This window comes from Collinsella aerofaciens, from assembly GCF_015561195.1.
Classification (GTDB): domain Bacteria; phylum Actinomycetota; class Coriobacteriia; order Coriobacteriales; family Coriobacteriaceae; genus Collinsella; species Collinsella aerofaciens_AC.
Genome location: NZ_JADMSU010000015.1, coordinates 12,769 through 36,357, shown reverse-complemented (window position 1 = coordinate 36,357; position 23,589 = coordinate 12,769). Strand labels below are relative to the sequence as shown.

Here is a 23,589-nt window from a genome sequence, read left to right as displayed (position 1 = left end):
TGAGCTCGTCCCAGGTGCCGCCGACGCCCATCAGGAACACGGCGTCGTAGCCCTCGTCGGCGACCTTGTCGGCGAGCGCGGTCATCTTCTTGCCGGTCTCGTAGAGCGCCTTGCCGTCCTCGAGATAGCCCTCCTGGTCGAAATGCATGATCTCGATCTTCTCGGTTTCCTTCATTTGTCTCTCCTTTCTGGGGTTGTTTCCACATCCCCCATGCCAACGGGCATCAAAACCCGCTTACATTCCGTAACACTCAGCCGCTTTGGCCTTAAGCGCATTGACTGACTCTTCGTAGCCCTCTGCCTTGACCTCCATTTGCTTGGAGACAGCATCGAGATACGGGTGAACGTCCCATGACTTCAGACGCTCGGCGATTATTGCCGCAATCGTCTGGAAGAACACGAGATTGGGAATTGCGCTGAGCAGCGGAGCCACCTGAGGCACCACAACCTCGTGAGCCCCACCCTTGGGATGGGCCGTGAGCAGCACCGTTTTTGTCGTAACGTTCGATAGCGCATCGGCGATATTCGCAAGACGCTCCGACCCCTGCGGATCGTCGACAATAAACACCAGATAGCCCGGAACGATCTGCATCTCGGGACCGTGGACGAACTCCTCGCCTTCGTGATGCATGGCAGGAATCTTGATGGTCTCGCTCAGCTTGAGCGCTGCCTCCTCGGCAACACCATAGTTGGGGCCGTTGCCGACGACCATAGCGGGCGTGTGCTCAGAAAGCTCGAGCATGTGGTCTTGGACATATGCCTCGGCGGTCTTGCACATCACGGCATTGGCCTGGATAGCCTCGCGCAGGTCGTCAAGACGCTGGGCAACGCCCTTGGCGTCAATCGTTCCGCGCGCCTGACCGCCGTAAATACCAAAGAGCACCAGGTACTCAACGAGAACCTCGACGCCCAGAGTCACAAAGTCCACCGACTCGACGCCCACACCGTAGTCAAGAACGATGTCAGCGTGTTCCTTGATGGGTGCCTCGACGTTTGCCGTGAGCGCAACTGCAGCCATATCGTGTGCGCGCATGTAATCGAGCGCCGCAATCGTATTGGTTGAATAGCCGCTCTGCGAGACGGCAATGTTAAGCGCATGCTGTGGATAGGTGTGTTCAAAATCGACGAAGGCCTCGGGCGTCACAACGGACACCTGCATCTGCAGCGCATCTTGCAGGTAATCGCGGGCGCAATCCGCAGCATGGCGCGACGAACCCGAAGCAACGATGCGCAGCGCGTCAAAAGAACCGGACTGGAAAATATCAACGAGCTGCGCTACCAGCTCAGACGAACGCTCGAGATTCTCTCCCATACGCACATGGGCAAGCTGAACGTAATCGAGCATCTTCATCGTCTCACCTCGTAACAAATCATTAGTATTTGATACCAATCACAGTTACAGGTTACGGCTTTTTGATATCTCTTTGTCGATTAATTTATCCCCATCGGCGAACGGTCGATTTTGAGCCATGTAAGGTTGTATATACGGTCTGCTCAACGAATCAAAATTCCGTCAACTTTTCAGCCCGTTATGCAAAAAACCAGCTAGTACGTGTAGGTATATCCACCCGCATCACCGCGGTTAAACGACTTGACGTACTCGATCGCCTGGCCGCTCGCATCGAAGCTCACACACTCAAGCGTCAAAGCAAGATCGCCCTGCTCCAGTCCAAGCAGGCCGGCATCTCGCGCGCCCAGTGCTTCGATATCGAGCTTTTCCTGTGCCATGACCGGCTTTCGGCCCAACATCTCATAGGTCTCGTACAAACTGAAGACCGACACGTCAATATCTTCGATTGTGGGAAACAGCAGGCACGGGATGAACGCCATCTCAATCGATACGGGATCGCCGTTGACGCAGTTCAAACGCCGAATCGAATACAGCAAATCGTTCTCGGCAATGCCAAACAGGTTGGCATAATATGGGCCCGCATAACGCCTGGAACGCGCGAGGATGCGGACGGACGGCTCGCCGCCCGAAGCACGAACCGACTCGCGAAAGCCTCCTGTTCGTTCGTAGGCAACGGGCACTTTCTGCGCCACAAACGCGCCCTTTCCGCGGACGCGTCGAATCTGCCCGCGCCGAACCAGCTCATCGACAGCACTTCGAATGGTCAAGCGTGTCGTACCAAATTCCTCGGCGAGGTCTTTTTCGGACGGAATCATGGAACCCGTGGGATATATACCGCGTTCGATACGCTCTTCAATGCGACGTCGTATGCGCATATAAACCGGGGTGGCATCTACTGTTTCAGCCATTGTTCACCTGCCACGCTCCTCATGCCGTTCTTTTCACCGTTATCGGCAAAGCGGAACTTTGTGGGCAAAATCACCGATTTGCAATGCTCCACAAAACGCATGTCCTTATCAAATTCGATCGCGCTCTCATAGAACACCGGCGTCCCCTCTTTTTGCTGGAGCAGCTCAGCCTCTTCGGCGTTCAAACGCGAGATGGAGATATGCTCACGTCCATGCTCAACACGCACGCCACCTTCTTTGAGCAAGACATCGTAAAGGCTCTCACACTCAAAATCGTGCTCGGGAAGCGATGGGCACAGGGACAGGTTAACGTGAGCGGTCTCGATTGACGCCGGCTCGCCCTCAATAAGTCGAACGCGCTGCATGCGGAGCAAGGGAGCGCCTACAGCCACCCCAAGCTTGTCGGCAAGCGCCTCATCCGCCTCGATGGTCCCGGTGGAAACCAGACGAGAAGAGGGGTGCAGGCCGGCAGTCCGCACAGCATCGGAAAAGTTATACGTTTCCTGGAAGATGTTCAGCGGCTTGGGAGGACACACATACGTGCCCGATCCGCGACGGCTCTCGAGCGTTCCACACGAGATAAGCCGCGTGATACCGGCACGCAACGCCGTACGCGAAACGCCAATCTCTTCGCACAGCACGCGCTCGGCCGGCAGGCGATCGCCGCCGGCAAGCTGATGGTGCTGGATATACCAAAGAATTCCCTCAACAGCACGATCTTTGGGGGGAATTGCATAAGATTCGCCTGCCATTGCACAGACTCCTCATTCAGAAACGTATGCCGCCAAAATTAGGCCAGCCCTCCCATGGCATCAAATTCTGCCTTGATCTTCTCGGCGACATTCCGATACGACTTATATAGACTTGAATCGCGTTTGACTTCGTCGGTCATAACGGGAATCTCTAATTTGGAAACCTCGTCTTTTCCCGTCTGAACCGCCACAACAACGCCCATACCAAGACACATATTACGCTTGGCAGCGTTTATTTTCGCCGCCTTGGCAGGATTTGCCAGGATACGCTGGGCAAATTCCTGTTTAGAGACCGCTTCTTCGGCCTCCGGATCGCCCGCCTCGGCCACTTCGCACTGCAACACGTCCGCATAGTCAAAAATCTTCGGCTCGCCACCGCGTTGATGCACAGCCCACTTGCGGCGCGTGGCATCCTGGTAGATAGCCGGCAAAAATGTAAACCGCGGCGGGTCCAAAATCGTATCCGTGATGGTAAACACATCGGGATCAAAGGCATCCTGCGGGTTTTTCTTCTTGAACAGCCCCATATCAGCCTCCCGTACTAGCATTAAACAACTCAAGCTGAATATAGCACCAATTTCAAGCCGCTGCCTTACCCTATCGGTGCGCGGCGTCTAAGGCTCGCCCAGCGGAAGAGTTAACGGACGAGGGCCGGGGTGCCTGCCTTGTTTTGAGAAGTGGGCTCCGCGAACTTCTCAAAACAAGGCAGGCACCCCGGCCCCGCCGGCAAATAGCAGACACTCCGCATGCAATCTATGCAAACAAACAAGTACGTTTAGCTACATTCGGTAAGTTCGAGCACGCTGCCCTTAACGATAAGTGCCGGCTCCAGGACGACCTCTTCGGCACGCCTACCGCCCCTACCGGCAAGACGCTTGGACATGCAGCCAAAAGCATGCTCCGCAAGGACACCAGGATCCTGCTCAATCGCGGTCAGCGCCGGCTCAAAGAGAACGTCGGCCGCCGAGTTGTCATAGCTCACCACCGAGATATCGCCCGGGATGCTCTTCCCCATCTCGTGCAAGCGCTTGAGCAAACCGAGGGCAATGTTATCCGAGCTTGCGAACACGGCAGTGGCGTCAGTTGCGAGCACCGCCTCCGAGGCCTCGTATGCGCTCGGGATGTAGTACTCGCTCTCAAACTCCAAACGCGCGTCGATCGGCAGGCCAACCTCACGCAGAGCGCGCTCATAGCCGGCAAGTCGCTTGCGACCCGTATTGGAACGGCGTGCGTTAACCAAGCAGGCGATGCGACGGTGACCTTGCTCGATCAGATAGCGGGTGGCCATGTAGCCACCCATCTCGTGGTCGAACATCACCTTGTCGCACTCAAGCCCCTCAATGGCACGGTCGACCATTACCGCCGGGATGGGCAGATGGCTGACTTCTTCGCGCAGGGCGCGGTCGTCGGAGAACTCGTCACCCACCACCAGAAAGACGCCATCAACGCCGCGCGTCACCAGCTGGCGCAGCAGCTCCAGATCGTCATCGGCGCTTCCGCCCGAGCTGGTAATGAAGAGCGCATAGCCGTCCTCGCGGCAGCGCTTTTCCAGGCTACCGGCGAGCGAGGCAAAAAAGCGGCTCTCGATGTTAGGGACGATAAGGCCCAGCGTGCGCGACTCGCGCATGACCAGGCTGCGCGCAATCTGGTTGGGAACATAGTGGTTGCGCGCCGCGACCTCTTTGATGAGCTTGCGGTTTTCTTCCGAGATGCGACAGGGCCGATTATTAAGAACAAGCGAGACCGACGAGGGGGAAAGCCCCACCTCCTGGGCGATCTGCTTGAGGGTGACTTTGTTGGCCATCTCGCTCCTTCCGGGTTTACGCGCAATCTCTTGAAAGTATAGCGACTACCCCTCTACCTCGGTGATAAACACTTTACCAATCCGGTGGACGGCTGTTTTATCGCCGCCAGCGCACCAAATCCGTCCGGGTGGGGTATATTGCAATCGATTGATGACAACGACCACCAAAAGGCGGATATTCGTATGCACGAGAACGACTTTTTTAACGAGGACCTGCTGTGCGCGCTCGCTGGCGTTGCCGGCGAGGACAACGTGCTGATGAGCGAGCCCATGCGCGAGCACACCACGTTTAAGATCGGCGGCCCGGCCGACGTCTTTGTCACGCCCGATACCGAGCAGGGCCTCGTCGCCACGCTCGATACCTGCTATCGCTGCGACCTGCCACTCACCATCGTGGGTAACGGCTCCGACTTGCTCGTCGGCGACAAGGGCATCCGCGGCATCGTCGTAGCGCTGGGCGAGGGCCTCTCCGACATTACGGTCAACGGCACGCACGTCACGGCGGCAGCCGGCGCCTTGCTTTCCGATGTCGCCGCGGCGGCAGCCGAGGCCGGTCTCACCGGCATGGAGCCCATCTCGGGCATTCCCGGGTCGGTCGGCGGCGCCTGCTACATGAACGCCGGTGCCTACGGTGCCTGCATGGCCGATGTGCTGGAGTCCGTGCGCGTCTACAAGCCCGCCCGCATGCTCGACGACGGTACCCGCGGTAGCGGCAGCATCATCGAGTTCGATGTCGACGAGCTCAACCTGGGTTATCGCAAGAGCCGCATCGCCGACGACGGCTTCATCGTGCTTTCGGCCACTTTCAATCTCGCCCCGGGCAACGCCGCGATGATCAAGGCCGACATGGATGACTACCGCCAGCGCCGCGAGGACAAGCAGCCGCTCGACATGCCGAGCGCCGGCTCCACCTTCAAGCGCCCCGAGGGCTACTTTGCCGGCAAGCTCATCATGGACGCCGGCCTGCGAGGACACGCCATCGGCGGCGCGCAGGTGAGCGAAAAGCACTGCGGCTTCATCGTCAACGCCGACCACGCCACCGCCGCCGATGTCGACGAACTCATCCGCCACATCCAAACAACCGTCAAAGACCAATTCGACGTAGACCTAGAACCCGAAGTCCACCGAGTAGGCGAATTCCTCTAATAAAAAAGAAGGCCCCGAAAGGGGCCTTCGCCATCTTTATATCAGACAACCAGTCCGGTGTGTCGCGCTTTGAACCCGGAAGGTCCGGGAATGCGGGCGAGGCATAAGGTTGGTCGCGAGTTCCGCACGCAAAGAAGGCCACTTAATGTGGCCTTCGTCTTGCGCAGGACTGTAGAGCAGGCAACCTTTTGCCTCGCCCGCAGTCCCGGACCAACCAGCTTCAAGCCGCAGTTACGACAGCGCAATACCGCCAAGCCAGCCCCAACGCACGCCCGACCCAGTGCCATAGAAGCTAATAAACGAATCAAGCGACTTCGACGTAATGGCACCCTCGTTGCTCATAACGATGCCACCGCCAACGTAGATACCCACATGACCGTAGATAAGGCCCGGAGCACCCGTGCCGCTGTGCGAGGAATCGGCCACGATCATGCCCACCTGCAGCGCCGAACGGTCGGAGCTATAGCACCAGGCGTTGAACATGTCACACGCGTTGCCGCCAAAATAGCCCACGCCGGCATTGCGGAAGACGTTGGTAACCCAGGCAGCACACCAGCCCTGGCCGGGAGAAGGCGTCGAGTAGCACGCATTGACGACGGCCTGCTGCTTGCCCGAACCGCCCGTCTGTTGCGGGGTGCCGCCGGCATACGAGCCGCCACCCGAGCTCGAGCCACCCGAAGAAGAGCCCGTGTTCGCAGAGGCCGCGGCTGCCGCAGCCGCCTTCCTAGCGGCCTCCTCAGCCTGGGCGGCAGCGAGAATCTCGGAATCGCGCTGGGCCATGAGTTCCTTGACGTCGTCGGAAAGACCGTTCAGCACGGTCTGGACTTCTTGCTGCTTGGCCTGCATATCCTGCATCTGAGCCGTCTGTTGGTCCTTGAGTTTCTCCAGGTTGGCCTTTTGTGCTTCGAGCTCGGTCTTCTGCGCGTCGAGCTCAGCCTGAATCGTCTGGATATCCTCGATGGCATCGCGGTCGCTCTTGTTGATCTTCTCAACGTAATGCGCGTTGGCGACGAGTTCCTCAAACGAGCCAGAGGCCAGCAGCAGCGACAGGATGTTCGTACCGCCGGACTTGTAGCTGGCGGCCACGCGATCGGAAAGGTCGTTGCGCTTCTTCTTGAGCTCGGCCTTCTTTTCATCGATCTGGGCCTGCGTGTCGTCAATCTTGCCCTGGACATTCTCGATGTCGTTGAGGGTCTGGGCATTCTTGTTGGCCAGCGCCGCATACTCATTTGCGATGCTGTCGAGCTGGGCCTGAACCTCGTCGAGCTGGGCCTGGGCGGCATTCAATTTATCGGTGGTTTCTTTGGAAGCCTCCGCCGCATGGGCGCGAGTGGGCAGGCCAAAAAGAACTGCCGCAGAAGCGGCGCCGAACAGGGCCTTAAGGACAGTGCGGCGCGAGAGCTCCTGGGAAAGGATGGAATCGCTGTTTGGTGACATATGTACTCCGTTACATGCTTATTTATATGTCGCTCAACTCATACATATTAGCGTACATATGGCGCGTCCCAACGATTTCCACGAACGGCAGGAAACTACAAGGTCGGCGGCTCGTAAGCAATTGTCAAATTATAGGTAACAATTGAGCAAGCTCTTATATGAGTACGTTAACATAATCCTCTGCTTTTCCTCAGCGCACGATTTGGGCGTCCCCGCCTGCGCTATACTCCCCTCTAGAAGTGTTCCTGATTCGATAGGAGACTACATGTCCAAAGCACTCGACCCCAAAGACACCTGCGTCCTCGTTACCGGTGGCGCCGGCTTTATCGGCTCGCACACCGTCGTTCAGCTGCTCGAGGGTGGCTACCAGGTCGTCATCGTCGATGATCTCTCCAACTCCAGCGCCATCGCCGTCGACCGCGTCAAGAGCATCGTGGGCGACGAGGCCGCCAAGAACCTCACCTTCTACGAGGCCAACGTGCTCGACCGCGATGCGATGAACAAGATCTTCGATACCCATCAGATCGACCGCGTCATCCACTTTGCCGGCTTTAAGGCCGTCGGCGAGTCGGTGAGCAAGCCCGTCGAGTACTACCACAACAACATCGAGAACACCCTGGTGCTCATCGACGTCATGCGCAACCATGGCTGCAAGTCCATCATCTTCTCGAGCTCCTCGACCGTCTACGGCGACCCGGACAACCCGCCCGTCACCGAGGAGGATCCTAAGAAGCCCGCGACCAACCCCTATGGTTGGACCAAGTGGATGATCGAGCAGATCCTTATGGACGTCCACACCGCCGACCCCGAGTGGGACGTCGTGCTGCTCCGTTACTTCAACCCCATCGGCGCTCATCCGTCGGGCCTGATCGGCGAGGACCCCAAGGGCATCCCCAACAACCTGGTGCCCTATGTCGCCCAGGTCGCCGTGGGCAAGCTCGAGGCCGTTCAGGTCTTTGGCAACGACTACCCCACCCCCGACGGCACCGGCGTGCGCGACTACATCCACGTGTGCGATCTGGCCTCTGGTCACGTTGCCGCCCTTAACTGGATGAACGGCAAGACCGGCGTCGAGATCTTTAACCTGGGCACCGGCACCGGCACCTCGGTACTCGAGGTCGTCGCCGCCTTCTCCAAGGCTTGTGGCAAGGAGCTGCCCTACGTGATCCGCGAGCGCCGCGCCGGCGATATCGCTGCCAACTGGTGCGATGCCTCCAAGGCCGAGCGCATGATGGGCTGGAAGGCCCAGTACGACATCGCGGACATGTGCCGCGATAGCTGGAACTGGCAGAGCCACAACCCCAACGGCTTCGCCGACGCCGAGTAGCAAAAACCTACATTCCGTTCTTGCCCCGATCTCACGTTGTGAGGTCGGGGCTTTTTCATGGCATGTAGCCATTCGCCGAAAATCGACCAACTTTTTTATCTTGCCTGTACATGTTTAAACAACATGTTTTACAATAGGCGTATCGAATCAGAACATCGGAGGCGGACTGCATACCCATCGGCAGGCCGACCCCACAACAAGAAGGTTGGTGAGCGCATTCATGGAGCGTGCAAGCGGCGTCCTCATGCCCGTCTCATCTCTGCCCGGACCATACGGAATCGGCGGCTTTGGCTGGAATGCCTACGACTTCGTCGATTTTCTCGCCTCGTGCAAACAACATTACTGGCAGATTCTGCCCCTTACGACGACCAGCTATGGCGATTCGCCCTATCAGTCGTTCTCGGCCCGCGCAGGCAACCCCAACTTTATCGACTTTGCCGAGCTTATCGAGGCAGGGTATCTGGAGCAGCGCGATATCGATGGCGTGTATCTGGGATCCGACCCCAGCAATGTCGACTACGGTGCTATCTTTGGCGGCCGCCGTCAGATTCTCGACCGCGCCGCCGAGCGCTTTGCTGCCGACAAGCCGGCCGATTTCGATGACTTTATCCAGACCAACGAGGACTGGCTCATCCCCTACTGTGAGTTCATGACCATCAAAGAGGAGTGCGGTCTCAAGGCGTTTTGGGAGTGGCCCGCGGAGCTCCGCACCCGCGGTGAGGCTTCTGCCAAGGTCTGCGCCGACCATCCGGCGCGTATGCTCTACCACCAGATGACGCAGTACTTCTTCGATCGCCAGTGGAGCCGCCTCAAGGCCTATGCCAACGAGCGCGACATTCTCATCATCGGCGACCTGCCTATCTATGTCTCGCGTGACTCCGTCGAGATGTGGGCGACACCTGAACTCTTTAAGATCGACGCCGCCGGCAATCCCGTGAGCGTCGCCGGCACGCCGCCCGACCAGTTCTCGGCCACCGGCCAGTACTGGGGCAACCCCATCTACGACTGGGACGCCATGGAGTCCGACGGCTTCTCCTGGTGGGAGGGCCGCATTCGCGCTGCCCTCGACATGTACGACGTCATCCGCCTGGATCACTTCCGCGGCTTCGAGGCCTATTGGGAGGTGCCGTTCTCCTCGCCCGATTCGTCCTACGGTTCGTGGACGCAGGGTCCCGGCCTCAAGTTCTTCAAGACGCTCGAGGAAAAGCTCGGCACGCTGCCCATCATCGCCGAGGACCTGGGCTTCCTCACCCCCGGCGTCATCGACATGCGCGACAACTCGGGCTTCCCCGGCATGAAGATCCTGCAGTTTGCCTTTGAGGGCACCAACTCGTACTACCTGCCGCACAACTACATTGCCAACACCGTCGCCTACGTGGGCACCCACGACAACGAGACGGCACGCGGCTGGTTTGAAGGAACGGCTACTCCGCGTCAGCGCGAGCAGGCAGCCCTGTACACCCATCAGCAGGCCGGCGAACCCATGGCAGATGCACTCAATCGCACCATCGCAGCCAGCGTGAGCGACACGTGCATCTACACCATGCAGGACCTGCTCAACTTGGGCAACGAGGCGCGCATCAACACCCCTGCCACCCTGGGCGGCAACTGGACCTGGCGCATGCTCGACGGCGCCATCACCCGCGAGCTCGAGCACAAACTCACCGACTGGACTGAGACCTACTTCCGCATCCCGTCGGAAGCCGAAATCGAGCTTCCTCAATAGGAGCTACCGCGCCCGACCCCTCCCCACCGTGCGGACGCGCTTGCTTTTCCCGCGCGAGGCCACCCCAATCCCCTCGCGCGGGATTCTTTTGAATTTCTGACATGTAGTCAACTCACCACAGGAGGAAACATGCCCCGCATCAATCTCGCGGATCTTGCCGAGCAGTCCTTTGGAACTTCGCTCGAACAACTCGATGACCGCCACATTTACAAACTGCTGGTCAAGCTCGTGCAGGAGCGCTCTGCCGCCTGCCCGCTCAACAACGGCAAGAAAAAGCTCTATTACATTTCCGCCGAATTTTTGATCGGCAAGCTGCTCATCAACAACATGATCGACCTCGGCATCTACGACGAGGTTAAGGACCAGCTCACCGCCGCAGGCCACGACCTCAACAAGATCGAGGAGTTCGAGGTCGAGCCGTCGCTCGGCAACGGCGGCCTGGGCCGCCTGGCCGCGTGCTTCCTGGATTCCATCGCCACGCTGGGCTTGACCGGCGATGGCGTGGGCCTCAACTATCACTACGGTCTGTTCCGTCAGCGCTTTGTCGACAACCAGCAGAAGGCCGTCCCCGACGAGTGGCTCGGTGAGCAGGACATCCTAGTCGACGACGACCGCTCCTACACCGTCGAGTTCGGCGATTTTGCCGTCACCTCCAAGCTCGTCAACATCGACGTGCCCGGTTACGGTCAGCCCACCAAGAACCGTCTGCGTCTGTTCGACCTGGCGAGCGTCGACGACGGCCTGGTCCCCGGCAGCTCCATCGACTTCGACAAGACCGAGATCGCCAAGAACCTCACCTTGTTCCTCTACCCCGACGATTCCGACGAGCAGGGCCGCCTGCTTCGCATCTACCAGGAATACTTCATGGTGAGCAACGCCGCCCAGCTCCTGATCGACGAGGCCATCGAGCGCGGCAGCAACCTGCACGATCTGGCCGACTACGCCGTGGTCCAAATTAACGACACGCACCCCACCATGGTCATCCCCGAGCTCATTCGCTTGCTCACCACCGAGCATGGCATCGAGTTTGACGAGGCCGTGACCATCGTACGCTCCATGGTCGCCTACACTAACCACACGATTCTTGCCGAGGCGCTCGAGAAGTGGCCGCTCGTCAGCCTGCAGAAGGTCTCCCCTGCCATCGCCGACATTATCGTCAAGCTCGATGAGATCGCGAAGGCCGAGCACGATGACCCGCGCGTCGCCGTCATCGACGAATACGACACCGTCCACATGGCCCACATGGACATCCACTTTGGCTTCTCCATCAATGGCGTAGCCGCCCTCCACACCAAGATCCTGGAGGACACCGAGCTTCATCCGTTCTACGAGATCTATCCCGAGAAGTTCTCCAACAAGACCAACGGCATCACCTTCCGCCGCTGGATCCATGGGGCCAACCCCGCGCTCGCCAGCCTGCTCGACGATGTAATCGGCACCGACTGGCGCAGCACCGGTGATCTGAGCAAACTCGCCAAGTTCGCCGACGACAAGGACGTTCTTGAGCGCCTGGCCGCCACCAAGGTCGAGGCCAAGGCCATCATGCGCCAGTTCATGGCGCTCGAGCAGGGCGTGACCATTCCCTCCAACGCCATCATCGACGTCCAGGTCAAGCGCATCCACGAGTACAAGCGCCAGCAGATGCTCGCGCTCTACATCATCTGGAAGTACCTCGATATCAAGAACGGCAACAGACCTAAGCACCCCGTCACCATTATCTTTGGCGGCAAGGCGGCGCCTGCCTACACTATCGCGCAGGACATCATCCATCTGATCCTGACGCTGTCGCAGTGGATTGCAAACGACCCCGACGTGGCTCCCTACCTGCAGGTTGTCATGATCGAGAACTACAACGTCACCGCCGCCGAGCGCGTGATTCCCGCCGCTGACATCTCCGAGCAGATCAGCCTGGCCTCCAAAGAGGCGAGCGGCACCTCCAACATGAAGTTCATGCTCAACGGCGCCCTAACCCTGTGCACGCTCGACGGTGCCAACGTGGAGATTGCCGAGCTCGTCGGCGACGAAAACATCTACACCTTTGGCGCCTCGTCCAAGCAGGTCGAGCAGCTCTACGCCGACGGCACCTACAACGCCGGTGCGCTCTACCGCAAGCCCGGAATTAAACTGCTGGTGGACTTCATCACCAACCCGGCCTTTATGGCAACCGGCAACGCCGAGCGCCTGCAGCGCCTGCACGACGACATTAAGGGCAAGGACTGGTTTATGGCCCTGCTCGACATTGAGGAGTACATCCAGACCAAGGAGCGCGTGCTGGCCGACTACGAGGACCAGGACGCCTGGATGCGCAAGGCGCTCATCAATATCGCCAACGCCGGCACCTTCTCGTCCGACCGTACGATCTCCCAGTACAACGACGAGATCTGGCACCTGAACTAATTTCGCTTCCCTTACCCATCCTCTTGAGAAACGGAGTCGTGGCAACACGGCTCCGTTTTTTGTGCCCGTACGTTACCCTGTGACCCGACTCGGCCAAACAATCTCAATCTGTAACAACTACTCAACCAAAACGGTCCCAGCTGTTACAGATCGAGACATACCGGCCCCTCCCCTTGGGTTTATCTCAATCTGTAACATCTAGCAGCTGAAATTCACCTTTGGTGTTACAGATTTAGATGAAATGGTCAGCTCAGCGGAACTGTCTCGATCTGTAACACCTAGCGTCCGAAATCGGCCCTACCTGTTACAAATCAAGACAAACTGGCCGATGGACAGCCCCGACACAAAGAAAGGCTCCCCTCTCGCCCAGTGGACGGGAGGGGAGCCTTATATGTGACCGCGGCAAAAGGATGGCAATACCGCAGTCGCCCAAAGGAAGGGCCTGGTTGCACCGGGCCTAGATAAGGTTCTTGCCAGAGACCTTATCGAAGAGGTGGGTCGCGTTCTTCTCAAACTTGAACCAGATGGTGTCGCCAGCCTTGAGCGCGCCCTTGGCCTCGAGGTCGACGACGGGGATAATCAGGACAAACTGGCCGTCGGGAGCGGTCACGTGGACATGCTCGGTCGAGCCCATGAGCTCGGTCACCTCGACGGTACCCTGGAGCGCGCCCTCCTCGCCCTTGTCGGCAAGCAGGATCTGCTCGGGACGCACGCCGGCCGTAATCTCCTTCACGTCGCCGCCGTCCCAGTTGAGGGCAAGTTGAGCGCAAGTCTCGGGGGCGAGTGCCACGTTCATATCCTCGGTCTTGACGGTAAAGCCGTTGCCCGAGCGCACCAGCTGGGCATCGAAGAAGTTCATCTGCGGCACGCCGATGAAGCCGGCGACGAAGATGTTCGCGGGATGGTTGAAGACCTCCTGCGGCGTGGCGATCTGCTGGACGACGCCGTCCTTCATGACCACGATACGGTCGCCAAGGGTCATGGCCTCGGTCTGGTCGTGAGTAACATAAATGAACGTGCCCTTGATCTCGTGGCGCAGCTTAATGAGCTCGGCACGCATCTGGTTACGAAGCTTGGCGTCCAGGTTGGACAGCGGCTCGTCCATCAGGAAGACCTTGGGGTCACGCACGATGGCGCGGCCGATAGCGACACGCTGGCGCTGGCCGCCGGAGAGCGCCTTGGGCTTACGGTCGAGGTACTCGGTAATGCCCAGAATCTCGGCAGCAGAGCGAACCTTGCGGTCGATCTCGTCCTTGGGAACCTTCTTGAGCTCGAGCGTAAATGCCATGTTCTCGTACACCGTCATATTGGGGTACAGAGCGTAGCTCTGGAACACCATGGCGATGTCGCGGTCCTTGGGCGCCACGTCGTTGACACGCTTGCCGTCGATGAGCACATCGCCCGAGGTAATGTCCTCCAGGCCGGCGACCATGCGCATCGTCGTGGACTTACCGCAGCCAGAGGGGCCAACGAGGACGACGAACTCCTGGTCGTGAACGGTGAGGTTGAAGTCCTCTACAGCGAGCACACCGTCCTCGGTAACCTTGAGGTTGTGCTTCTTCTCCTCGGTCTTCTTCTTTTTGCCAAAGAAGCCCTTCTTTTTTGACTCGTTGTTGGGATACACCTTCTGAACATGTTTGAGAACGATCTCGGCCATGTCTCTACCTTTCGATATGCGGCGCCGCGCTGAGGGGCGCCGCAGAAACTTGCAAAACAGTTACGGCATCAGCCCTTGACGGCACCTGCCACCACGCCGTCGATGATGTACTTCTGGCAGAGGATGTACATGATGACGATGGGGATAACGACCATCATGATGCAGGCCATCATGGGGCCGAGCTCGACGTGGCCGTAGCCGCCGCGGAAGTACTGGATCAAGATAGGAATGGTCTTGTACTTGGTGGAGTCGAGCGTAAGGTAGGGCAGCAGATAGTCGTTCCAGACCCACATGGTCTCGAGGATGCCGACCGAAAGATAGGTGGGCTTCATGATGGGAAGGACGATCTTAAAGAACACCTGGACCGGGTTGCAGCCATCAATCATGGCCGCCTCCTCGATCTCGAGCGGGATGTTCTTTACAAAACCGGCGAACATAAAGACCGCCAGGCCCGCGCCAAAGCCGAGGTAGATAAAGCAGATGTTGAACGGCGTGTTGAAGCCGATGCGGTCCGCCAAATTGGACAGCGTGAACATGAGCATCTGGAACGGCACGACCATCGAGAACACGAACAGGTAATAGAAGAAGTTCGAGATCTTGTTGTTGACACGAACCACGTACCAAGCGCACATGGAGCAGCACACCAAGATCAGCACGACCGACGTGACCGTGATGATGAGCGAGTACATAAATGCCGAGGCAAAGCCCTGCTCGTTAAGGGCGTGCATGTAGTTTGCGAGGCCGTTGAACGTCTCGGGCGTGAGCAGATCGAATGCCGTGGTGGTGCTGATTGCGGTCGCTTTCTTAAAAGAATTAAGCGCAATCATGAACACGGGGTAGATCCACGCGAGCGACAGGATCGTAAAGAAAATCGAGAGCGCGCGGTTGATAACCTTATCGCGTTTCATTACTGCTGCACCTCCTTGGACCTCGTGGCCTTAAGCTGGATCATGGAGATGGCCACGACCAGGATGCAGAAGATAACCGCCTTGGCCTGACCAATGCCCTGCCATGCGATACCGGCACGCGAATAGAACGTGTTGTAGATGTTCAGGGCGAGCATCTCGGTGGAGTGCGCGGGGGCGCCGCCGGTAAGGGCGAGGTTCTGGTCGAACAGCTTAAAGCCGTTGGTGATGGACAGGAACAGGCAGATGGTGATGGTCGGCATCAGGTTAGGGATCTTAACCTTCCAAAACGTCTGCCATGCCGTAGCGCCGTCGACCTTGGCGGCCTCGATGTAGTCGGACGGAATGGACTGCAGACCAGCGATGTAGATGATCATCATGTAGCCGACCTGCTGCCACAGGGTCAGGATGATAAGGCCCCAGAAGCCAGCAGCAGAGTTAAGAGCGATGAGCTGGGCGCCCACGTTGGAGAGCAGGCAGTTGATCAGAATCTGCCAAATGTAGCCCAGCACGATGCCGCCGATCAGGTTAGGCATAAAGAAGATCGTACGGAAGATGTTGGTGCCTTTGAGCGCCTTGCGGGTGAGCGCCTGCGCAATGGCCAGGGCGATCACGTTGATGAGCACCGTCGACAGGAAGGCAAACGCCACGGTAAAGAAGAACGACGTGGAGAACTGCGGATCGGACAGCGCGCGCACGTAGTTCTCGATACCGACAAAGTGCGCGTTACTAATGATAATAAACTGGCAGAACGAGAGATAGAAGCCCTGGATAAAAGGGATCACGAACCCGATCATAAACGCCAGGCACGTGGGCAGCATAAAGAGCGGCCACCAGCGCTTGAGTGCTTTGCCCATAAAAGGGTCCTTTCAATATGCAGGGGGCGGGCAAACCAACGTCTGCCCGCCCCCTGTCGCTAATCAGATAGCTTGGGCAGCAACTGCTTACTCGGAAGCGGCCTTCTCGGTCTTCCAGCCATCGACGAAGGCGTTCTTGACGCCGTCCCACTTGCTGTTATCGGCAGCGTAGGCAATCAGAGCCTGCTTGAGGTTCTTCTTCCACTCCTCGGAGGGAATGTAGACGAAGTCCCAAGCGACGGTCTTCTTGCCGTCCTTGGCCATGGCAACGGCCTGCTGCGAGAAGACGTTGGTGGTCTCCTTGGCGCTCTTGAACGGAGCGGTCAGACCCATCTTGTCGGCGATGATGCTGGTCGGGGTGTCAGCGGTGACGCACCAATACATGAAGTCCTCGGTGGCCTTCTGGGCATCCTCGGAAGCCTGGGAACTGACGCACCAGTAGTTCTCGCCGCCGGAGCACAGGCCCTGGTTCTCCTCGCCGTCAACACCGATGTAGATCGGCATCATGCCAATCTGATCGTCGGTCATGCCGGCCTTGACGAGGTCAGAGTAGGCCCAAGAGCCGTTCTGGTAGAAGACGGCCTTGCCGGTTGCGAACTCGTTGGTGGCGTCGTCGCCGGTCTTGGAAGCAAGCTGCGAAGGATCGCAGGTGGAGTCGGTGATGTACAGGTCGAAAATCTGCTTGTAGTTGTCGAGGAACTCACCCTTGATCTCGTCGTCCTCCTGGTTGTGCTCCTTCTCAAACTCGTAGTAGAGCGGCATGTTGGCAAGGTGGGTGGTGTAGCGCCAGCTGGAGGAGTCGTCCATGCCGGCGGAAGTGAAGGCACCCTCGACACCAAGCTCGTCCTTGCGGGCCTGGATGTCATCGGCACAAGCCTTCAGCTTGTCGAAGGAGTTGATGTCCTCGGCCTTGTAGCCAGCCTTCTCGAGCAGCTGCTTGTTGTAGATGATGCCGAAGCTCTCCTGGACCCAGTCGATGCACACATCCTTGCCGTCGGACTGCAGAGCCAGGGAGTCGTCAATGAGCTCACCGCGGAGCTTGGTATCGGACAGGTCGGCGCAGTAATCCTTCCAGTTCTTAAGACCGGTGGGGCCGTTGACCTGGAACAGGGTCGGAGCGGAGCTCTTGGACATCTCGGACTTAAGCTTCTCCTCGTAGGTGTTGGAAGCGGCGGTCACGATCTTGACCTCGACGCCCTTCTCCTTCTTATAGGCCTTGGCGATCTCCTTCCACTCCTTGTCGACCTCGGGCTTGAATTGGAGGAAGTAGACCTCGGCAGCGTCACCAGAAGCAGAGGAGCCGGAGCCGGCAGAACCACCGCAACCCACGAGGCCCAGACCAAGAACTGCAGCCGCGGAACCAGCAAAGCCCAGGAACTGCCTTCTGCTCATTTCGTTCTTCATTACAATCCACCCTTTCACACCGTGGCGGCACCCTTTGCCGCCGCCTTCGGAGATTGGCTCGGGGACTTTGCCCCTTTTGCTGATTTGAACGATACGCTATTTGGCTAGTTGTTTGAACAAGTATTACTAGAGCGGTAGAAAAACTTCGGTGAACGGTAATTTCAACTTGATACTTGACAAGTTTTGTATAAACAATTATTTGTTATCTAATGCAGAGAAAACGCCCGGTCAAGCCGATGTACCGTCGGTTTGACCGGGCGTTTTCTCTTTGAGGCCATGAGTCTCGTCAGGCTGCGAGCTAGCCGGCTATCGCTTGGAATTGACGCGGTAATGGAAGATCTCGGGGTGTGTGCGAGTGTGCGTCACCTCAAACAAGATGCCATCCGAGGTGTACGACTGACTCTCCATGACGGCAACGCAGTTGTATTTGCCGAGGTCAAGATAGCTGCAGTCCTCATCGTTGGCGAGCTCGACACTCACCGTACGACGGCTCGCCATCACTTTGACACCGCGCTTGTGCTCCAGATAGCCGTAAATAGAATCTGCCGCGATCTCGGGAGTCAGGCCCTTGGCGATCGACGCCAAAAAATAGCCATGGTCCACTTGGCGCGCGTTGCCGTTGAGGCTTCGGACACGCACTACGCGAATCAACTCCTCGCCCACCTTAAAGCCCAGGTGACGAGAGAGTTGCTCGGTGCAAACCAGATGTTCGAAAGACTTAACGTCCGTCGATGCAACGGCATTGTTGCGCTTTGCAAACTCGCCAAACGACTCAACCTCTTCGAGTGCGCCCAACATGTCGGTTTCGCCCTTAAGCCAAATAACGCGCACGCCCTTGCCGTGTATGGGCTGCACAAACATCCCGTCGGCCAGCATACCCAAGGCGCGACGGACGGTATTGCGAGTGCATCCGAACTCCGCGGTCAGCTCGGCTTCGGTTGGCAGCATCTCCTGAAACGCATAGGTCCCATTAATGATGCGCGAGCGTATTTCTCGGTAGATTCCTTCGTATATCGCTTTTGGCATTGTTTCACCTCTACATTATTCATTTCCGGCTAGGCACGATAGCATTTCTTAAAGTTGTTTAAACCGAATATCGGTGAAGCGACAGGATTTAGCCGTTGACGGTTTCTGTCATGCCCAAATCGGTTTCGCTCAAAACTGCCGGTACGACACTCGTCTGGTCCTCTACAATGAATCCATTGTTTAAACGTTTCCCCACGCGCAACGCGCCTCGATATTCGGAAGGCAGAACATGCTGCAAAAAATCCAACGCTTTGGCGGGGCAATGTTCGCGCCCGCCATGCTGTTTTCTATATCAGGCCTCATGGTCGGCGTCTCCGCTCTCGCAGCGACTGCGGACATCGTCGGCGATCTCGCCGTATACGGAACCCCTTGGTACGTTTTCTGGGCTATCATCCAGCGCGGCTCGTGGACGGTCTTTAAACGCCTCCCGCTCCTTTTTGCCGTAGCGCTGCCCATCGGTCTTGCCCAAAAACAACCGGCTCGTTGCTGCCTCGAGGCTCTCGTCGCCTATTTTGCCTACTGCTTCTTTTTGAGCGAGATCATTAAGCTGAGCGGAGACAACCTTGGACTTGAGTACCCGTCATCTTTGACCTCCGCCAGCGGTATCACCGTCATCGACGGCATCAAGACGCTCGACACCGGCATTATCGGCCCGCTGGCGGTATCGGCAACCGTCGTCGCCATCCATGACCGCTTCTACGATGCCAAAATTCCCGATTGGCTCGGCACCTTCTCGGGCTCCTCGCTGGTCTACCTCATCAGCTTTTTTGCCGTGTTTGCCCTTGCCGCTATCTCGGCCGCCATCGTGCCCTACGTATACGATGTAACTGATACGCTGCGTCACGCGCTTGCAGGCATCGGTCCCTTTGGCGTGGGCATCTTTGTCTTTTTAGAACGAGCACTCGAGCCCTTTGGCCTGCACCACCTGCTCTACATGCCGATCTACTACGACAACCTGGTCATTAACGACGGCATCTACGCCACGTGGAGCAGCTTGCTCCCCATCCTCTCCCATAGCACGCGCCCCCTTAATGAACTTGCGCCGTGGGCCGGTTTTACCGCCACCGGCTGGGTCAAGCTCTTTGGCCTTCCTGCCATCGCAGCCGCGTTCTACTCCACCGCAAAACCCGAGCGCCGCGCCGGCCTCAGGGTCATCCTTGCTCCCGCCATCATCGCCTCGGTGGTTTGCGGCGTTACCGAGCCACTCGAGTTTCTCTTTATGTTCACCCACCCCGGGCTCTTTTTGCTCTACGCCGTCTTATCGTCTTGCCTTGCCACAACCATGAATCTCTTTGGCATCGTCGGCATCTTCTCGGGCGGCCTGATGGAGATGGCAGCCTTCAACTTTATTCCGCTCATGCGCACGCATGCCGGTGCCTATCTTTTGGCGCTCGGTATCGGCCTTGCCTTTAGCCTCATCTTTTTTGTTAGTTTTCGAGCACTCATCTTGGTCTATGACCTTAAGACACCGGGCCGCGAGGATCATGTTGCCAATCGCGCGGCAATCGATTGTTTAACGGGAAGCGACTTTGCCAAAGAGCAATCCCCCAATGACGAGGTCGACAGTCGATCCGATCAAGATCACGTCCTCGCTGAGCGGGTAATTCAGCTTTTAGGTGGCGTTGGCAATATCGTGGGCGCAACCAACTGCACCACGCGCCTGCGCGTCGAGGTCGCAGACCCTTCCATCGTTGCAGATAACGCGTCGTTTGTCGCGGTGGGCGCCAAGGGCCTCATCATTACGGGCAAGACCGCCCAGGTGGTCATCGGCATCTCCGTTCCCCGCGTTAAAGAGCATTTTGACCAGATCATGGGCCTCGAGCCGGAATTTGTGCCCACCACCTCGGCCTCCCCTGCCGCCAGCGCAGCCCATAAGCGCGGCGATATTTGCTTCTTCGATATCGACGGAACGCTCGCCTGGCAAGACCCCAGGCTCGCCCAAGACCTTCCCGAAGACGAGCGGGACCTCTCCCCCTATCCCAACGAGGCGGTTTCGCAGGCAATCCGCGAGTTTGTCGCCAACGGCAACATGGCCTTTATCTGCACGGGACGCACCCTGAGCTGCATCCACCCCAAACTTCTTGAGCTGCCCTGGACCGGCATCGTCTGTCTTGCGGGCGGTTACGCCGAGATCAACGGACACGCAATTCGCGATCTGTCGATGACGCCCAGTATGCTGCAGCGTCTTGCCCCCTACCTTGAGCAATCGGGCGAGGTCATCCGCTTTGAGGGCCTCAACGGCGTCGTGCGCATGAGTGCCGATGCGCCCGATGCCCCCGGATACGCGCGCACCCTGGGCGACGCAGTCACGCAGCTGCAACATTACAGTGTCTACAAGATCTTGATGTCTACATCGCTCGCCAACCACATCGCTCAAGATAAGGCACTTGAGCCGCTGCTGTGCTTTAACGAGCTCGAACTCGAGGTGACCGAAATCTCGCCCCGCGAATGCACCAAGCGCGAGGGTATCCAGTCCGTACTCGATGCTCTCGACCCCAACCATGGAACGGTGTATGGCATCGGTGATGCCAGCAATGACATCTCGCTGATGAACGCCGTCGATGTCGGTATCGCCATGGGCAATGCGCCGGACTTCCTCAAGGAAAAGGCCGACTATGTCACCGACAGCATCGACCACGACGGCGTCGTCACCGCGCTCGAACACTTTGGGCTTATCTAGCCAAGCCCCTACCGCACTTGCGGCCGCATGGACCAATCGTCTTCAACCGCCGCGCTCGACGCCCTAATGTGGCAATATGTTGTCTGCATAATGCAACGATGCAACCTATCAAAGAATGCGAGAACCCGTGTCCAGTCCGTTTACCAGCTTTTTAGCCCAGCACTTTGACCAGATTAACGACTATCTGGCCACGTTCTTTGACGGACAGGCGACTTCCGCCGATATCGAGCGCTACCTGTATACCCCGCTCTCGGCATTTACGGCAAACGCTGGCAAGCGCCACCGCCCGCTCATCTGCATGCTCGCCGCCACCGCGGTAGGCGGCAGCTTTGAGAGCGCCCGCAGCGCCGCGGCGGCCATCGAGCACTTTCAGTCGGGCGCACTCATCCACGACGACATCGCCGACAACGGACAGCTGCGCCGCGGCAAGCCCTGCATGCACCTCACCGAGGGCACGGGGCTTGCCATCAATTGTGGCGACCTAGCGCTCACCATGGTCACCAAGACGGTTCTCGACGACCCCACGCTGGAGTCCGACGTGAAACTGCGCGTGCTCCACGAGCTCACCGAGATGATCGTTCGCACCATCGAGGGCCAGGCGCTCGACTTGGGCTGGGTCCGTGACGCACGCTTCGACATCTCGGTCGACGATTATCTGGACATGGCGACGCACAAGACCGCGTACTACAGCGGAGCCACGCCGCTTGCCACCGGAGCCATCATTGGCGGAGGCAGCGAGGAGCAAATTGAGGCGCTGCGCGCCTTTGGCCTGCACACGGGCCTTGCCTTCCAAATTCAAGACGACCTGCTCAACTTGATCGGCACCAAGGAGGCCGCCAACAAGGACTTCCGCACCGACATCACCGAGGGCAAGCGCACGCTCGTTGCCGTGCACGCCCTGTCTGATGAGCGCTATCACGACGAGATTGAAGCGATCCTTTCCTCGGGCACCGAGGACCCCGCGCAACTCGCACGCGCCGTGGAGATCTTCCAGGAGACCGGCGCTATCGATTACGCCCACACTTATGCGCTCGACCTGACCGCCAAGGCCAAAGCGGCCATCGAGGACGTTTCGCTCGACCCGCATGCACGTGAACTGTTCCTCTCCATGGCAGATTTCTTTGTGGAGCGCCTTAACTAGCGGGGGTTATAAAACCTGTCAGCAGCGTATTTGGGTACAACTTGCTACACTGTTGAGTGCATGTTTATGCATCCCTTTGCGTTGTCTATCCGACACACGCTCAAATAGTACGAATGGTACGCCGAAAGGGGTTCGTTCATGGAACCTATTACAACGGGCATGCAGGGAGCAGCCGTCGAGGACGTCCAGTCCCGCCTTCTGCAGCTCGGCTATACAATCGATGACACCGAGGTTGCCGACAAGCGCTTTGGCACCACCACCGAGCAGGCCGTCAGCACCTTCAGGCTCGACAGCGGCCTTGCTGCCGGTCATGCCGTCGATATCCCCTGTTGGAGCGCCCTGGTCGACGCCTCGTATAAGCTGGGCGACCGCACTCTGTATCTGCGCATGCCCAATTTCCATGGCGCCGATGTGCAGGCCCTGCAGCGCGCTCTCAACGTTTTGGGCTTTGCCTGCGGCGAGGACGACGGCTACTTTGGTCCGCATACCGAGGCCGCCCTGCAGCAGTTCCAGGAAAATGTCGGCCTGTTTGCCGACGGCATGGCCTTCCAGGACACCTACGCCTACATCAACCGCCTGCACCATGTGTGGGAGGGCAAGCCCTCGGTCACCGAAGCCGAGTCCCGCATCGGTTTTGCTCGCGCCGCCAACGTGCTCGAGCGCTTCCAGATTGCCGTTATCGGCGAGGACCCCATCGCACGCAGTGTTGCGTCGCGCATGTGGAATATCGCCACGGCAACGACCGACAACAGCGGCATGATGCTCTGCGACTCCGAGGTCCCAACCGACGTTGACCTGGTGCTCGAGATCGCAAGCGACGAGCTGCCCGCCGACGCCGCGCCACGCGCCACGATTGCCCTCGCCGAGTGCCACAACCTGGCCCAGCGCATCCGCACCGCCAATGTCGCCGCGCAGCAGAAGCCGGCTCGCATTCGCATTGAGCTCACGGGCATGACGCGCTACAACGGCACCTTCACGGCCAGCGACGCGCAGACGCTCGCCGTACGCCTACTCGACGGCGTTTGCGATGCCCTCGCAGATTAGGTAAACTAGACGAGTTGCTTTTGGGCA

Annotated in this window: 18 protein-coding genes; 7 read left to right on the top strand and 11 right to left on the bottom strand. The window is 58.4% G+C overall.

The window, feature by feature from the left end:
• Window positions 1-235 precede the first annotated feature (235 nt).
• The 5 genes from I2H81_RS09895 to I2H81_RS09875 all read right to left on the bottom strand — a co-directional run bounded on the left by I2H81_RS09895 (window position 236) and on the right by I2H81_RS09875 (window position 4,815).
• Window positions 236-1,351 carry an SIS domain-containing protein gene (locus I2H81_RS09895; RefSeq protein ID WP_195361938.1) on the bottom strand — a complete coding sequence of 372 codons (1,116 nt, stop codon included), beginning with the start codon at window positions 1,349-1,351 and terminating at the stop codon, window positions 236-238.
• A gap of 194 nt (window positions 1,352-1,545) precedes the next feature.
• A complete protein-coding gene (locus tag I2H81_RS09890; RefSeq protein WP_195645427.1) occupies window positions 1,546-2,259 on the bottom strand; it encodes a GntR family transcriptional regulator in 714 nt (237 codons plus the stop codon).
• Window positions 2,244-3,011: a GntR family transcriptional regulator gene (locus tag I2H81_RS09885; protein ID WP_195645426.1), complete on the bottom strand. Its 768-nt coding sequence runs from the start codon at window positions 3,009-3,011 to the stop codon at window positions 2,244-2,246. The genes I2H81_RS09890 and I2H81_RS09885 overlap by 16 nt, the downstream gene beginning before the upstream one ends.
• A gap of 38 nt (window positions 3,012-3,049) precedes the next feature.
• A complete protein-coding gene (locus I2H81_RS09880; RefSeq protein WP_035137745.1) occupies window positions 3,050-3,538 on the bottom strand; it encodes a hypothetical protein in 489 nt (162 codons plus the stop codon).
• 248 nt (window positions 3,539-3,786) lie between these two features.
• Complete coding sequence (locus tag I2H81_RS09875; protein ID WP_006235873.1) at window positions 3,787-4,815, bottom strand: LacI family DNA-binding transcriptional regulator; 1,029 nt, start codon at window positions 4,813-4,815, stop codon at window positions 3,787-3,789.
• 183 nt (window positions 4,816-4,998) lie between these two features.
• On the opposite strand from I2H81_RS09875, the gene murB reads away from it, so the two are divergent.
• Window positions 4,999-5,961: a UDP-N-acetylmuramate dehydrogenase gene (gene murB, locus I2H81_RS09870; protein ID WP_195645425.1), complete on the top strand. Its 963-nt coding sequence runs from the start codon at window positions 4,999-5,001 to the stop codon at window positions 5,959-5,961.
• A gap of 231 nt (window positions 5,962-6,192) precedes the next feature.
• Here the strand turns inward: murB and I2H81_RS09865 are convergent, their stop codons facing one another.
• Window positions 6,193-7,398, bottom strand: coding sequence for a coiled-coil domain-containing protein (locus tag I2H81_RS09865; protein WP_195645424.1), 1,206 nt, complete (start codon window positions 7,396-7,398; stop codon window positions 6,193-6,195).
• A gap of 265 nt (window positions 7,399-7,663) precedes the next feature.
• Between I2H81_RS09865 and galE the strand changes: the two genes are divergently transcribed.
• From galE to glgP, 3 genes are all read left to right on the top strand, one after another.
• A complete protein-coding gene (galE, locus tag I2H81_RS09860; RefSeq protein ID WP_195645423.1) occupies window positions 7,664-8,725 on the top strand; it encodes a UDP-glucose 4-epimerase GalE in 1,062 nt (353 codons plus the stop codon).
• Window positions 8,726-8,933: 208 nt separating this feature from the next.
• The gene (gene malQ, locus I2H81_RS09855; RefSeq protein ID WP_271817533.1) at window positions 8,934-10,451 is read left to right on the top strand and encodes a 4-alpha-glucanotransferase; all 1,518 of its coding nucleotides are present in this window, start codon (window positions 8,934-8,936) and stop codon (window positions 10,449-10,451) included.
• 129 nt (window positions 10,452-10,580) lie between these two features.
• A complete protein-coding gene (gene glgP / locus I2H81_RS09850) occupies window positions 10,581-12,848 on the top strand; it encodes a glycogen/starch/alpha-glucan family phosphorylase (protein ID WP_229108196.1) in 2,268 nt (755 codons plus the stop codon).
• Window positions 12,849-13,305: 457 nt separating this feature from the next.
• On the opposite strand, the gene I2H81_RS09845 is transcribed toward glgP, so the two are convergent.
• The 5 genes from I2H81_RS09845 to I2H81_RS09825 all read right to left on the bottom strand — a co-directional run bounded on the left by I2H81_RS09845 (window position 13,306) and on the right by I2H81_RS09825 (window position 18,697).
• Complete coding sequence (locus tag I2H81_RS09845) at window positions 13,306-14,505, bottom strand: ABC transporter ATP-binding protein (RefSeq protein ID WP_035137764.1); 1,200 nt, start codon at window positions 14,503-14,505, stop codon at window positions 13,306-13,308.
• A gap of 68 nt (window positions 14,506-14,573) precedes the next feature.
• On the bottom strand, window positions 14,574-15,413 hold the full coding sequence (locus I2H81_RS09840) for a carbohydrate ABC transporter permease (RefSeq protein ID WP_022095055.1): 840 nt from the start codon (window positions 15,411-15,413) through the stop codon (window positions 14,574-14,576).
• Complete coding sequence (locus tag I2H81_RS09835; RefSeq protein ID WP_006235864.1) at window positions 15,413-16,267, bottom strand: carbohydrate ABC transporter permease; 855 nt, start codon at window positions 16,265-16,267, stop codon at window positions 15,413-15,415. The genes I2H81_RS09840 and I2H81_RS09835 overlap by 1 nt, the downstream gene beginning before the upstream one ends.
• Before the next feature lie 87 nt (window positions 16,268-16,354).
• Window positions 16,355-17,671 (bottom strand): ABC transporter substrate-binding protein, encoded by a 1,317-nt coding sequence (locus I2H81_RS09830; protein WP_006235863.1) that lies wholly within the window; start codon window positions 17,669-17,671, stop codon window positions 16,355-16,357.
• A 306-nt stretch (window positions 17,672-17,977) separates the two neighbouring features.
• Window positions 17,978-18,697: a GntR family transcriptional regulator gene (locus I2H81_RS09825; protein WP_035137765.1), complete on the bottom strand. Its 720-nt coding sequence runs from the start codon at window positions 18,695-18,697 to the stop codon at window positions 17,978-17,980.
• Between the two features lie 229 nt (window positions 18,698-18,926).
• Between I2H81_RS09825 and I2H81_RS09820 the strand changes: the two genes are divergently transcribed.
• From I2H81_RS09820 to I2H81_RS09810, 3 genes are all read left to right on the top strand, one after another.
• Entirely contained in the window at window positions 18,927-21,377 is a 2,451-nt protein-coding gene (locus I2H81_RS09820; protein ID WP_195645422.1) for a PTS transporter subunit EIIC, read from the top strand.
• A gap of 127 nt (window positions 21,378-21,504) precedes the next feature.
• Entirely contained in the window at window positions 21,505-22,518 is a 1,014-nt protein-coding gene (locus I2H81_RS09815; protein WP_271817532.1) for a polyprenyl synthetase family protein, read from the top strand.
• A gap of 138 nt (window positions 22,519-22,656) precedes the next feature.
• Window positions 22,657-23,562, top strand: a complete 906-nt coding sequence (locus I2H81_RS09810) for a peptidoglycan-binding domain-containing protein (protein ID WP_195645420.1) — start codon at window positions 22,657-22,659, stop codon at window positions 23,560-23,562.
• Window positions 23,563-23,589: the final 27 nt, after the last annotated feature.

Coding starts and splice junctions, on each gene's coding strand:
- I2H81_RS09880 (WP_035137745.1), bottom strand. CDS start 3,538: ATGGGGCTGTTCAAGAAGAAAAACCCGCAGGATGCCTTTGATCCCGAT.
- murB (WP_195645425.1), top strand. CDS start 4,999: ATGCACGAGAACGACTTTTTTAACGAGGACCTGCTGTGCGCGCTCGCT.
- I2H81_RS09820 (WP_195645422.1), top strand. CDS start 18,927: ATGCTGCAAAAAATCCAACGCTTTGGCGGGGCAATGTTCGCGCCCGCC.
- I2H81_RS09825 (WP_035137765.1), bottom strand. CDS start 18,697: ATGCCAAAAGCGATATACGAAGGAATCTACCGAGAAATACGCTCGCGC.
- I2H81_RS09830 (WP_006235863.1), bottom strand. CDS start 17,671: ATGAAGAACGAAATGAGCAGAAGGCAGTTCCTGGGCTTTGCTGGTTCC.
- I2H81_RS09835 (WP_006235864.1), bottom strand. CDS start 16,267: ATGGGCAAAGCACTCAAGCGCTGGTGGCCGCTCTTTATGCTGCCCACG.
- I2H81_RS09810 (WP_195645420.1), top strand. CDS start 22,657: ATGGAACCTATTACAACGGGCATGCAGGGAGCAGCCGTCGAGGACGTC.
- galE (WP_195645423.1), top strand. CDS start 7,664: ATGTCCAAAGCACTCGACCCCAAAGACACCTGCGTCCTCGTTACCGGT.
- I2H81_RS09875 (WP_006235873.1), bottom strand. CDS start 4,815: ATGGCCAACAAAGTCACCCTCAAGCAGATCGCCCAGGAGGTGGGGCTT.
- I2H81_RS09895 (WP_195361938.1), bottom strand. CDS start 1,351: ATGAAGATGCTCGATTACGTTCAGCTTGCCCATGTGCGTATGGGAGAG.
- I2H81_RS09845 (WP_035137764.1), bottom strand. CDS start 14,505: ATGGCCGAGATCGTTCTCAAACATGTTCAGAAGGTGTATCCCAACAAC.
- I2H81_RS09865 (WP_195645424.1), bottom strand. CDS start 7,398: ATGTCACCAAACAGCGATTCCATCCTTTCCCAGGAGCTCTCGCGCCGC.
- glgP (WP_229108196.1), top strand. CDS start 10,581: ATGCCCCGCATCAATCTCGCGGATCTTGCCGAGCAGTCCTTTGGAACT.
- I2H81_RS09890 (WP_195645427.1), bottom strand. CDS start 2,259: ATGGCTGAAACAGTAGATGCCACCCCGGTTTATATGCGCATACGACGT.
- I2H81_RS09840 (WP_022095055.1), bottom strand. CDS start 15,413: ATGAAACGCGATAAGGTTATCAACCGCGCGCTCTCGATTTTCTTTACG.
- I2H81_RS09885 (WP_195645426.1), bottom strand. CDS start 3,011: ATGGCAGGCGAATCTTATGCAATTCCCCCCAAAGATCGTGCTGTTGAG.